Origin of the sequence: Pseudoalteromonas sp. SA25 (assembly GCF_011378705.1) — a bacterium.
In the GTDB taxonomy this organism is placed as follows: domain Bacteria; phylum Pseudomonadota; class Gammaproteobacteria; order Enterobacterales; family Alteromonadaceae; genus Pseudoalteromonas; species Pseudoalteromonas arctica.
This window is the reverse complement of the sequence record NZ_WTKV01000008.1, coordinates 1-12,638: the sequence shown is the minus strand read 5'-3', so window position 1 is coordinate 12,638 and position 12,638 is coordinate 1. Positions and strand designations below refer to the sequence as shown.

Sequence of the window (12,638 nt, the reverse complement as noted above, 5' to 3'; positions counted from 1 at the left end):
GTTGGACGACATATCGACAAGTACCCTATTTATCATTTTAGGTTTTTTGGTGCTTTTTTCTGCTTATTTTTCTGGTTCAGAAACCGGAATTATGTCAATCAATCGTATACGCCTGCGACACCTCGCTAAAGAGGATCATCGTGCAGCTAAACGAGTCAGTAAATTACTTAGCCGTCCAGATAGGCTCATCGGTTTAATTTTAATCGGTAATAATCTTGTTAATATAGCAGCAGCCCAAGTTGCAACCATTATAGGTATTCGCCTTTACGGTGACCTAGGTATTGCTATAGCAACGGGCGTGTTAACTCTAGTTGTGCTTATATTTGCAGAAGTAACACCTAAAACCCTTGCTGCCCTCTACCCTGAAAAAGTTGCTTTTCCAAGTTCAATAATACTTAAGGGATTACTAAAAATTCTGTTCCCTTTTGTCGTGGTTATTAACTGGATGACAAACGGTATACTGCGGTTATTTGGTATTAGTGCTGCTCAAATCGACGAACACAGCATGAGTAAAGAAGAATTAAAAACAGTACTCAATGAGTCAGGCGCACTTATTCCTGCTCGTCATCAAAGTATGCTGACTTCAATTTTAGATTTAGAACAAGTAACCGTTGAAGATATTATGATCCCACGAAACGAAATTGTGGCCATTGATATTAATGACGATTGGAAGCTAATTAGTCGCCAGCTTACCCATGCGCAACATACTCGTGTGTTGTTGTATCGCGATAATATAGATGATGCAGTAGGCTTTATTCACTCACGTGATGCGCTTCGTCTACTTACAAAAGAGCAATTTGATAAACCATCTTTGCTACGAGCTGTACGTGAAATTTACTTTATCCCTGAAGGGACATCACTAAATACTCAGCTATTAAAGTTTCAGCAATCTAAAGAACGCATAGGCTTAGTGGTAGATGAGTATGGCGACATCCAAGGCCTAGTGACCCTAGAAGATATTTTAGAAGAAGTTGTTGGCGATTTTACAACTACGCAAACTCGTACGCCGAGCGAAGAAGTAGAAACACAAACTGATGGCTCATGTATTGTGGATGGCGGCGCTAACGTACGCGATTTAAATAAAGAAATGGGTTGGGATTTCCCGCTCGATGGACCTAAAACTCTGAGTGGTTTAATTGTTGAATATTTGGAGAATATTCCTGATGCAAATATTAGTCTGCGTATCGCGGGATATCCTATTGAAGTACTCGAAGTAAAAGAAAATATGATAAAACAAGTGAAGATACTGCCGAATAAGCGTTCTCGCTAAATAAAAAAGGAGCCAATTGGCTCCTTTTTTATATCCATTAATAACTATCTAGCCAAATATAAGACGTTCAAACCAACCTTTATCAAGCTCTTCTTCGCAGTGTTTTAATTGCGCACCATAACGGCTTGCTCTGTGCTTAACTTTGTTCGCAACACCCATTAGCCACTTTTTCTTTTTGTACGTGCCACGCTTATACCCACCCCAACCTTCATGATAATTAAGGTATTGTGCGTAAGCATCCCATTTAGATATTTTATTTACTTTATGCGTTTTATAAACAAACCACGCCATAAAGTCGATTGCATCGTCAAAGTCATCTCTATCAGCACCGTTGTTGCCTGTTTCACGAATATAATCAGACCATGTTGGTGTTTTAGCTTGCGAGTAACCATAGGCATCACTTGCGCGACCGGTAGGAATTATCCATAAGAAGTACTCCATAGGCGGAGCGGCATCATGCTTAAATGAGCTTTCTTGGTACATCATACTCATGAGTACATGCTTGGGAGAACCCCATTTTTCTTGTGCATCTTTTGCGTCGAAATACCAATCTGGCTTTTCTTCAAAGATTTTACATAAATCGTTAGGCTGCTTTGGAGGTGCTGTAGCACAACCGGCTAAAGTAATGGCGAGAGATAGGATAATTGCATTTTTTTTCATTTTTCTAAGATCTCACAGAACTTTTTTATAAAGTGTGGGTCTGACTCAATGAATGCAGCAGTACAGCATTAATTCATCCCTGAATATATTTACGCAGCCAACTTAGGCTGCGTTTTTTTTTGCTTAAATGTTGCTAAATACCAAGGTTATTTACCGTCAAAATACGCATCTAAAAACGCGGTAAATGACTGGGTATCTGCTTGCTCAATTGCAGCTTGTGCTTCGTTAGACTCTACAACTTGTTGTTCCAGCCAAGGCTTTAAAAACTCGCTGTAGTCAGTATCTGCGTGGCTTTGCTTATATTCACTAGCCAATGCTAGTGCAAAGTGGCCGTTGTCTAAACCAGACTCTTTTAATTGTGACACGTAACGTCCAGAGTAAGTAAGCTCTGGATTATGTATCCACGTTGCCATGCGCTTTATAGTATCTGAGTAATAGTTAACACCATAAGCATTATCCATCCATTTAGCGACATCTGTAAGCTGGGTAAATATTTCATCGCCCCACGACTGAAGGCTACGCTGTGTGTTATTAAAGTTAAGCATTAGCCCTTCTTCTCGACCTTGGTTTACTACTGTGTCGAGATTTTCAGTACTACGTGCTTGTTCTTTCCAATCCATTGGAGCTGAATCTTTTAATAAACAATACGTTAAAAACACATCTAAAAAGTGAATTTGCTCAATATCAATACCAACTTCGCTAAACGGGTTAACGTCTAATGCGCGAATTTCTACGTATTCAATGCCTGCTCGAAGCAATGCATCCGTTGGCGTTTCGCCACTTTTCGCATTACGCTTAGGACGAATTGGCGAGTAAAATTCGTTTTCAATCTGCAGAATATTTTTATTTAACTGCTTAGGGTTTTCACTCTTGTAGTCATCAAGATCACCATAAATTTCTGATGGTGTGTTGATTGCTTTTTTAAGGCCCGCTACATATTCATCTAACGAGTTATACATTACGCGTAGTGACGACTGAGCGCTATTTGTATAACCTAAATTACCTAAACGCAGTGCTGTACCAACTTCTAAGTAAAGCGTGCCTTTACCTAGTTTTTTAAATGGTAAGTCAGTTTTTCGACCTTGCAAAAATGAGTTACACAATGCTGGCGATGCGCCGAACATGTAACTTATTAGCCATAGTTCGCGTTTAAAGTTACGAATAAGCGATAAGTAGCCTTCTGAAATAAAATCTTGAAGGCTTGCATTGCTTTTTTGTAAAGAATGAAGTGACTGCCAAAGCGTATCTGGGAATGAAATATTAAAGTGAACACCTGCAATTGCTTGCATCATACTACCGTAGCGATTTTTTAATCCTTCACGGTATAGTGTTTTCATTTGACCAGTATTTGAACTACCAAATTGAGCTAACACTATATCGTCTTGGTGCTCAATAAAACACGGCATGCTAATGGGCCAAAGTAGTTCATCGCCCATTTTTTCTAGAGTGAACTTTTGAAGGTCTTTTAATTGCTTAAGCGTTTGCGTTGACGATTCACTAACTGGAGTAATAAATTCAAGTAAAGACTCAGAAAAATCAGTTGTAATATGGCCGTTAGTTAACGCACTGCCCACACCTTTTGGGTGACCTTGAGGTGATATTGCACCATTATCTTGTATTCTTAGCGACTCTCGCTCTATGCCACGTTTAATGCCTTTAACTGCATGTTGGTGCTCATTTACTGATAACGCTTCAAGTGCGTTAGCTAAATCATGTGTTGTCAAAAAATCTTTCCTCGGGCCACGTGGCTTAATCATAAGGTTATGGGGGCTAATTACTTAGACTCAAGATTAATACCAATTTTATTGAAAATATGATCATTCTATCGCATTAAATAGCGCACTCACTGCGTTAAAAATTATTCATATAGAACAACTACATGTCATAATTTTCGCCTTGTTATTGTGCTATTTTCTTAGCGCTATAATTGGTCACTTATTTAATGCAACTGGTATAAATTGCTAGAACAATATAATTTTTCTAAGTTAATAATTATTTACCCACTCTATACATGCGCTCAATATGACCAACATCATTATATTAAGTCGTAATATTGCCATTGCTCTGGGCATTATACAAATGCTTTAAATGCGTATTTAAGTATAAATTAAATACGCAAAATATAAGCCTAAAATAATAGACCGGAACTTATTTAAAATGAGTTCAACTTAGCTACTCGATATTTAAATTTGATCTAGATCAATAAAAACAATTATTTGCCTTATGAGCATAAAAGGAAAGACGCTATTTTTTGCTTTGTAGTGTGTAACCAATATAATGACAGCAACAATAAAGGATGATAATAAACATAATGCACAATGATAAAAGCTTAAAAAATGAAGAAGTATACTTTGATGAGTCACAAGAGCTTGTTTCTACTACCGACCTCAAGGGTGTAATAACATACGTCAATCAAGAGTTTTGCTCTGTAGCAGGTTATAGCGTACAAGAGCTTATCGGTCAGCATCATAATATTGTTCGTCACCCTGATATGCCAAAAGCGGCCTTTAAAGAAATGTGGGCAACATTAAAACAAGAACACTCGTGGCGCGGCATGGTTAAAAACCGCTGTAAAGATGGCCGTTATTATTGGGTAGATGCCTTTGTAACTCCTATTTTTGAGCATAACCGACTTGTTGGTTATCAATCAGTAAGAACTAAAGCAAGCTCTCACCTTAAGCAACGTGCACACGCTCTTTACAACAAAATAAATACCAACAAGTCATCATTTAATCTGCGAGAACACACCACAATAAGACAAGGCATTACTTTTATATGCCTATTACTTTGGCTGATTTTTATTGCTGTTACGGGATCAATCTCTATAGCTGTAATTAGCCTACTTATTTGCGTTTTGGTTATTGCGCTAAATTATGATGAACTGATTGTTACCCCTAAAATATTACGCGAACAAAAAGCAAGAGCCGATTCAATCTCTCGCTATATTTACAGCGGCCACACACCGCATAGCGTAAGTGATTATAGAGAGCAAATGCTAAACGCAAAATTGCGCACGGTTCTTGGCCGTATGAAAGATTCCACATTAAGCTTTAATGGCATCGCGACTGATCTAGATAAACAATCAGCACTTACTGAAAAAGGCATTTCTTCGCAAGGTGAGCGTTTAGAACAAATTGCATCAGCGATGACTCAAATGAGCTCTACCATTGGTGAAATATCAGTAAACACGGCTCAAACAGCTGATAAAGTGAATAACACTCATCAAAGTTGCTCTGAGATAAAAGACCATATTGCAGATAATAGTAAAATGGTATCTGATTTAGCTTTTCAAGTAGAAAAGGCTGCAACCACAGCCACCAGCTTAGCCTCTGAAGCAGATAAGATTGGCAAGGTAATGAGTGAAATAGAGGGAATTGCCGATCAAACTAACTTACTTGCTCTTAATGCAGCGATTGAAGCAGCTAGAGCGGGAGAACATGGTCGAGGCTTTGCTGTAGTCGCCGACGAGGTAAGGACCCTTTCGTCACGTACTCAAAATGCTACAACACAAATCCACAGTTCTATTAAAGAAATACAAGATACTTTATTTAGCTGGTCTAAAGTAATGCAAAGCACTAAAGCACAAGCCGATAATTGTGTGCTGACAACCGATAAAACTCAAGTTGAATTAGAGGGGATTTTTATCCAAATCAGTGAAATATCTCATTTAGCAATACAAATATCATCTGCTGCAGAAGAGCAACAAATGGTTAGTAATGATATTAGTAATAATGTTTCGCAAATTAAAGACTTTGGAGATAACAACTTAAGCTTAAGCTTTAATGTGGCAAAAGGAGCAGCTGAACTTGTTGAAGGTTCACGTAGGGTGAACGATTTATTACTAACTTTTAAAGTTTAACAAACATAAAAAAGCCGCTATTTTAGCGGCTTTTGAGTTTAATTATTTACAATTAACGCTTGGAAAATACCAGAGAGTCGTCATTTGCATCAATAACGATCACGCAACCTGGTAAGTAGTCTCCATTAAGTAACTTTTGTGCCAGCGGGTTTTCAATCGTTTGTTGAATAGCACGCTTAAGCGGACGTGCACCGTACACAGGATCAAACCCACTTGCTGCAATTCGCTCAAGAGCAGCATCGCTTATTTCAAGCAGATATCCCATCTCAGTTAAACGCTCACGTAATTTCATTAACTGAATATCAGCTATTTCTTTTATATGCTCGTTTGCTAACGGGTGGAACACGACAGTCTCGTCTATACGGTTAATAAATTCAGGCCTAAACTCATTAATTAATACTTCCATTACTTTAGCTTTAAGGGTCGTGTAATCATTATTACCCGCTTGCTCTTGGATAATATCTGAGCCTAAATTTGAGGTCATGATAATAACAGTATTTTTAAAATCAACGGTTCTACCCTGCCCGTCAGTTAATCGGCCATCATCTAATACTTGCAGTAAAATATTAAACACATCAGGATGCGCCTTTTCTATTTCATCAAGCAATATCACTGAGTAAGGTTTACGACGTACTGCCTCGGTTAAATAACCGCCCTCTTCGTAGCCCACGTAACCTGGAGGTGCCCCTACTAAACGTGCAACTGAATGCTTTTCCATGAACTCAGACATGTCAATACGCACCATGGCATCTTCGGTATCAAACATAAAACCAGCCAGTGCTTTTGTCAGCTCTGTTTTACCCACACCAGTTGGACCTAAAAATAAGAAAGAACCAATAGGACGATTAGGATCTGCAAGCCCGGCACGTGAGCGTCGTATTGCGTTAGAAACAGCAACAACCGCTTCATCTTGCCCTATTACTTTACTGTGTAACTTATCTTCCATTTGCAGCAGCTTTTCACGCTCACCTTGTAGCATTCTTGCAACAGGAATACCTGTCCAGCGAGACAGTATTTCAGCAATTTCATCCTCACCTACTTGGTTTTTAAGCAGGGTCATTTCTTGCATTTCGGCTTGTGAGGCTAAATCAAGTTTTCGTTCAAGCTCTGGAATTCGCCCATATTGCAGCTCTGACATACGCTGTAAATCACTTGCTCTTCGCGCTACATCTAAATCTAATCTTGCTTGTTCAAGCTCGGCTTTAATTACTTGCGTGCCTTGAAGTGATGCTTTTTCAGCATTCCATATCTCGTCTAGCTCACGATATTGCCCATCAAGGTCGGTGATCAACTCTTGCATTTCAGCTCTGCGTTTTTGACTTGCTTCGTCTTTTTCTTTCGCTAGTGCGTTATCTTCAAGTTTTAATTGGATAATACGACGTTCGAGTTTATCTAATGACTCTGGTTTTGAATCAATTTGTAATCGAATTGAAGAACCCGCTTCATCTATTAAATCAATCGCTTTATCGGGTAATTGACGGTCACTAATGTAACGATGAGATAACTGCGCCGCAGCAACAATCGCGGGGTCAGTAATTTCTACTGAATGATGTAACTCATATCGCTCTTTTAAGCCACGTAATATTGCAATGGTATCTTCAACAGATGGCTCTTCAATAAGTACCTTTTGGAATCGACGCTCAAGAGCTGCGTCTTTTTCTATATATTTACGGTATTCATCAAGCGTGGTTGCGCCAACACAGTGTAATTCACCGCGTGCTAATGCTGGCTTTAACATATTGCCTGCATCCATGGCACCGTCACTTTTTCCTGCACCTACAATAGTATGTATTTCATCAATAAATAAAATGACTTGGCCTTCTTCTTTAGCCAATTCGTTTAATACTGATTTTAAACGTTCTTCAAATTCGCCACGGTATTTAGCACCCGCAACTAACGCCCCTAAATCAAGTGATAGTACGCGTTTATTTTTTAATCCTTCAGGTACTTCACCATTAATAATACGCTGTGCTAACCCCTCAGCGATTGCTGTTTTACCAACACCTGGTTCACCGATTAATACAGGGTTATTTTTAGTGCGGCGTTGTAGTACCTGAATCGTGCGGCGAATTTCGTCATCGCGACCAATAACGGGGTCAAGCTTACCTTGCTCTGCTCGCTCAGTTAGATCAATCGTGAATTTTTCAAGCGCTTGACGTGTTTCTTCAGCATTTGGGTCATCAACTTTTTGACCGCCGCGAATCGCTTTAATTGCAGTTTCAATTTTAGTTGCGGTAATATTTAACGACCTAAATATATCGCCAAGTGGACCTTTATCATCGCATGCCGCCAGTACAAATAATTCACTTGAAATATATTTGTCTTTGCGTTTTTGCGCGTACTTATCACATAGATTAATAAGTGATGCCATATTGTTTGATAGCTGGACGTCGCCACCTACACCTTCTACTTTAAATAATTTTTCTATTTCTTGTGAAAGCTTGGTGTTGAGTTCGTCAGCGCTGACACCCGTTTGTGCAAATAATGCACGTACACTAGAGCCACTTTGCTTTAGCAATGAATACATTAAATGTACGGGTTCAATAAATTGATGATCGCGACCAAGGGCTAGCGATTGCGCATCAGAAAGCGCAGATTGAAATTTACTTGTAAATCTATCTAAACGCATGGTGTTACCTATTAAATAATCTAATTGCTTAATTAATGGGTATGTTTAGGTGTTTGTTCAAGGTGTAGGGGGAAATATAATGATTAAAGATGTGAATTACTTGCGCCAGATCAAACTAGCCATACGTCCAGTTTGTCCATCTCGTCGATAAGAAAAAAACAAGTCACTTTGAGAGACTGTGCAATAGTCGCCACCCGTAATATTTTTAACGCCTTGCTGGGTAAGTAAAGTACGCGCAATACCATAGATATCAGCAAGATATTTACCATTAGTTTGTAGTGTAAATGCTTGAATAAATAAAGGGGACCTTTTTTGAAATAACTCAAACACTTCAGCCCCAACCTCAAATCGAGTTGGCCCAATTGCAGGCCCTAGCCACGCATTTATATTTTCACACTTTGTACTAAAGCACTCTAATGTATTTTTAATAATTCCCTGCTCAAGCCCTCGCCAGCCGCCATGTATAGCTGCAACTTCCTTTTCATCATCACTGACTAATAAAATAGGTAAACAATCGGCGGTCATTATAGCCAAAGGCTGATTTAATAACTGAGTATAAAGCGCATCAGCATCGTGTAACTCATCAAAATCAAAATGTTCATCAACAATAACAACATTAGAGCTATGAATTTGATTTAGCCACACGGCAGGTTTAGGTAGGAGGTTTGTTAATAATGAGCGGTTTTTTGATACATGATTTTGATTATCACCAACATGGAATCCCAAATTAAAACTTTTAAATGGGATTTTTGAAACACCACCTCCACAAGTAGTACTTAACGTTCCTACTTTATGAAGGTTTTGCCATGTCGCTGACAATAAGTGCATTATCTATCGATATCAGGATTAGCTTTGGTATCTTCACGTAATGCGAGTGTCATAGCAACCATATCGTCTGGGATAGGTGCTTGCCATGTCATCATTTCACCCGTGATTGGATGCGCAATACTCAATTTTACAGCATGTAGTGCTTGGCGTCTAAAGCTACGAAGTAACTCAAATAACTCAGGTGTTGCACCTTTAGGTGGACGCGGACGGCCGCCATAAGATTGATCGCCAATTAGCGGGTGATTTAAATGTGCCATGTGCACGCGAATTTGATGCGTACGACCTGTTTCTAAGCGCAGGCGTAAACGAGTATGAGCACGGAATTTTTCAGCAACACGGTAATGTGTAATTGCCGGTTTACCCAGTTCATGTACTGCCATATGCGTACGCTGAGTCGGATGGCGGCCAATTGCTTTTTCAACCATACCACCTGCGGTCATAGTACCATTACACAGTGCTTCATATTCACGCGTAAAGTTTTCACGCTTTTGCAGCGCTGTCACTAAATGCGTTTGTGCTGGAATCGTTTTAGCTACAACCATTAAACCGGTCGTGTCTTTATCTAAACGATGCACAATACCCGCGCGTGGTACGTTAATTATTTCAGGGTAGTAATGTAGTAATGCGTTTAGCACTGTTCCATTAGGATTACCCGCACCAGGGTGAACCACTAGGCCCATTGGTTTATTAATTACCAAAATATCATCGTCTTCATAAACAATGTTTAATTTGATATCTTGTGCTTCGTATTCGCGTGGTGCTTCAATTGTTGTTTCAACACTTACAACTTCACCACCTAGTAGCTTTTCGCGTGGAGTGTTGAAAATTTCACCGTCTACGGTGATTTTATCATCCAATATCCACGTTTTTATACGAGAACGTGAATAATCAGGGAACAATTGTGCTAATACTTGGTCTAGACGTTTACCACCTAATTCGGTTGGAACGTCGGCTTGAAGAGAAATTTGCTCTGACATTAGTAACTTTACCCAATTTACCAGTGCAAGCTTTGCTCGACTGGGTTAGAATCGCTTTTAATAAAAGCATAATATAATACGCATAGTTTACTCGGTTTTACCGACTTGGCCTAGCCGAAGACATCGAAGGTAACAAATAAAATGATAAATAAAATAGGGAAACGTGCATTTGCCATTGTTTTTTCAGTTTCTGTACTTAGTTTAGGCGCTTGTTCGTCTGCTCCAGACCAAGAAGACATTCAACGTGTACCGAATAAGTCTGCACACGCTTTATATGAAGACGCAAAAGAAACACTAGATTCTGGTTTATATGCTCGCGCAATTGAACTTTTGAGTGCAATAGATTCTCGCTACCCGTTTGGCCCATTCTCTAAACAAGTACAAATGGACTTAGTGTATGCACATTACCAATCAGGTAATACTGAACAAGCACTTGCAACCATTGACCGCTTTATCCGCTTAAATCCAAACCATAAAGACCTAGATTACATGTATTACATGCGTGGTTTAGTAAACATTAAAGCAGATAAAAATGCGTTCCAAGAGTACTTTGGTGTAGATAGAGCTGATAGAGATGCTAACCGTACACGTGTTGCATTTACCGATTTATCGACACTAGTAAAACGCTTTCCGAAAAGTGATTACGCGCCTGAAGCTAAGCGTCGTTTAGTATGGCTTTTAAATCGTATGGCACGTTATGAATTAAAAGTAGCCACTTACTATTATGAGCGTGAAGCTTATTTAGCTGCTGCTAATAGAGGTAAGTTTGTTGTTGAACACTACTCACAAAGCAGTTACTTGGATCCCGCGCTTGAAATGATGGAAAAAAGTTACGACCAATTAGGTTTAACTGAGCTTAGTGAGCACGCAAAGCAAACACGAAGACTAAATAAAAGAACTAAATAAACAAAAAGGCGCTTAGTAAGCTGTCTCTTATACACAAATCCCTGCTAAGAAATTAGCGGGGATTTTTTTGAACTAAATCTCAATGTCATGATCAGATCTTCAAATCTTGTTTGAGGGCACATTATGATTAACGAACATACTCATTGGGCAAAACAACAATTCGGTAAATCGGACTTAGGTGATCCAAGAAGAACAGCGCGTCTGGTAAAGTTAGCATCAACGCTTGCAAATGAACCAGGAAAACCACTTGTGAACATCACTCAATCCCCCGCCGATATGGAAGGTGCCTACCGCTTTATTCGCAACGAGAATATTGACGCAACGGCTATAGCAGAGTCAGGCTTTAAAGCCACGGTTGAACAAGCAAAAAGTCATAACTTATTACTCGCATTAGAAGACACGACCACACTAATTTATAAACATTCCTCCATTCGAGATGATTTGGGTCATGTCGGACGAGGAGCAAAACAACGAGGCTTGTTAGCTCATAGCGTATTACTGTTTGCGCCAGACACAAAGCAAGTTGTGGGATTAATTGAACAGTCTCGCTGGAGTCGTGATATCAACACGATTGGAAAAAGAGAAAAACACGCGACGACTTCTTACGAAGAAAAAGAAAGTTACAAGTGGGAGTCAGCGTCACGAGCGATGGCAGAGCGGCTGCAAGGACAAATGGCGAACGTGATATCGGTGTGTGACCGCGAAGCGGACATCTACGAATACTTGCAGTATAAACTGAGCGAGCAGCAACGATTCGTCGTACGCTCGATGCAAAGTCGTCATATTGAAGAAGGTGAGGATAAGCTCTATGCGTTTGCAAGCGAGCTGATGAGTGCAGGCACCAAACACATCCACATTGCACAAAAAGGAGGAAGAAAAGCCCGAAGCGCAACACTGGATATCACCTATGCGCCAGTGACACTCAAAGCGCCTTACAATAAGAAAGGACACTCCCTCCCAGTTTACTATGTCGGCTGTGCAGAGCGAGGAAACGCTGAGAACGGCTTAAGCTGGCACCTATTAACCAGTGAACCAGTCACCAGCAAAGAAGACGCTTTAGCTATCATCACCTACTATGAGCACCGTTGGCTTGTAGAGGAATACCATAAAGTCTGGAAAAGTGATGGTACGGATATCGAAAGTTTACGCCTTCAAAGCCAAGATAACATGGAAAGATTGGTGACGATTAATGGCTTTATTGCGACGCGAATATTGCAACTAAAGTTCACCAATGAGCAGCCTGATTCTCCAAGTTGTGAACAACTGTTATCTCCCAAAGCATGGAAGTTATTGTGGTTAAAGAGAATAAAAACACCATTGCCTGAAACTGCTCCAAATATGTCATGGGCGTATCAGGAACTGGCAAAGTTAGGAGGCTGGAAAGATACCAAGCGCACAGGGCGTGCATCTGTGAAAGTGTTATGGCAAGGATGGCTTAAGTTACAAGCCATCCTGGAAGGCTACGATTTAGCAAAATCTCTTGAGTCAGACTTGTGATCAAGAGACAGC

At 39.8% G+C, this 12,638-nt stretch carries 9 protein-coding genes; 4 read left to right on the top strand and 5 right to left on the bottom strand.

Translation table 11 applies throughout. The features are described 5' to 3' along the window. Position 1: 1 nt before the first annotated feature. The gene (locus tag GQR45_RS08210; RefSeq protein ID WP_024593584.1) at positions 2-1,270 is read left to right on the top strand and encodes a CNNM domain-containing protein; all 1,269 of its coding nucleotides are present in this window, start codon (positions 2-4) and stop codon (positions 1,268-1,270) included. 48 nt (positions 1,271-1,318) lie between these two features. Here the strand turns inward: GQR45_RS08210 and GQR45_RS08205 are convergent, their stop codons facing one another. Together GQR45_RS08205 and gshA are read right to left on the bottom strand one after the other, a co-directional pair. Then, entirely contained in the window at positions 1,319-1,930 is a 612-nt protein-coding gene (locus tag GQR45_RS08205) for a transglycosylase SLT domain-containing protein (RefSeq protein ID WP_010554629.1), read from the bottom strand. A gap of 146 nt (positions 1,931-2,076) precedes the next feature. Continuing rightward, the gene (gene gshA / locus GQR45_RS08200; RefSeq protein ID WP_165725657.1) at positions 2,077-3,654 is read right to left on the bottom strand and encodes a glutamate--cysteine ligase; all 1,578 of its coding nucleotides are present in this window, start codon (positions 3,652-3,654) and stop codon (positions 2,077-2,079) included. Between the two features lie 587 nt (positions 3,655-4,241). On the opposite strand from gshA, the gene GQR45_RS08195 reads away from it, so the two are divergent. Then, entirely contained in the window at positions 4,242-5,789 is a 1,548-nt protein-coding gene (locus GQR45_RS08195; protein WP_165725656.1) for a PAS domain-containing methyl-accepting chemotaxis protein, read from the top strand. A 52-nt stretch (positions 5,790-5,841) separates the two neighbouring features. Here the strand turns inward: GQR45_RS08195 and clpB are convergent, their stop codons facing one another. The 3 genes from clpB to rluD all read right to left on the bottom strand — a co-directional run bounded on the left by clpB (position 5,842) and on the right by rluD (position 10,223). Further along, the gene (gene clpB, locus GQR45_RS08190) at positions 5,842-8,418 is read right to left on the bottom strand and encodes an ATP-dependent chaperone ClpB (RefSeq protein WP_165725655.1); all 2,577 of its coding nucleotides are present in this window, start codon (positions 8,416-8,418) and stop codon (positions 5,842-5,844) included. Between the two features lie 96 nt (positions 8,419-8,514). Then, positions 8,515-9,246, bottom strand: coding sequence for a peptidoglycan editing factor PgeF (pgeF, locus tag GQR45_RS08185; protein WP_165725654.1), 732 nt, complete (start codon positions 9,244-9,246; stop codon positions 8,515-8,517). After that, positions 9,246-10,223 (bottom strand): 23S rRNA pseudouridine(1911/1915/1917) synthase RluD, encoded by a 978-nt coding sequence (rluD, locus tag GQR45_RS08180; protein ID WP_007581384.1) that lies wholly within the window; start codon positions 10,221-10,223, stop codon positions 9,246-9,248. The genes pgeF and rluD overlap by 1 nt, the downstream gene beginning before the upstream one ends. Before the next feature lie 141 nt (positions 10,224-10,364). Between rluD and GQR45_RS08175 the strand changes: the two genes are divergently transcribed. Next, positions 10,365-11,129 (top strand): outer membrane protein assembly factor BamD, encoded by a 765-nt coding sequence (locus tag GQR45_RS08175; protein ID WP_007581382.1) that lies wholly within the window; start codon positions 10,365-10,367, stop codon positions 11,127-11,129. Positions 11,130-11,252: 123 nt separating this feature from the next. Next, positions 11,253-12,626 (top strand): IS4 family transposase, encoded by a 1,374-nt coding sequence (locus GQR45_RS08170; RefSeq protein ID WP_096058041.1) that lies wholly within the window; start codon positions 11,253-11,255, stop codon positions 12,624-12,626. Positions 12,627-12,638 lie beyond the last annotated feature (12 nt).

Excerpts from the sequence above, each read along its gene's own strand:
- clpB (WP_165725655.1), bottom strand. The coding sequence starts at position 8,418 with ATGCGTTTAGATAGATTTACAAGTAAATTTCAATCTGCGCTTTCTGAT.
- GQR45_RS08205 (WP_010554629.1), bottom strand. The coding sequence starts at position 1,930 with ATGAAAAAAAATGCAATTATCCTATCTCTCGCCATTACTTTAGCCGGT.
- rluD (WP_007581384.1), bottom strand. The coding sequence starts at position 10,223 with ATGTCAGAGCAAATTTCTCTTCAAGCCGACGTTCCAACCGAATTAGGT.
- GQR45_RS08195 (WP_165725656.1), top strand. The coding sequence starts at position 4,242 with ATGCACAATGATAAAAGCTTAAAAAATGAAGAAGTATACTTTGATGAG.
- GQR45_RS08175 (WP_007581382.1), top strand. The coding sequence starts at position 10,365 with ATGATAAATAAAATAGGGAAACGTGCATTTGCCATTGTTTTTTCAGTT.
- pgeF (WP_165725654.1), bottom strand. The coding sequence starts at position 9,246 with ATGCACTTATTGTCAGCGACATGGCAAAACCTTCATAAAGTAGGAACG.
- GQR45_RS08170 (WP_096058041.1), top strand. The coding sequence starts at position 11,253 with ATGATTAACGAACATACTCATTGGGCAAAACAACAATTCGGTAAATCG.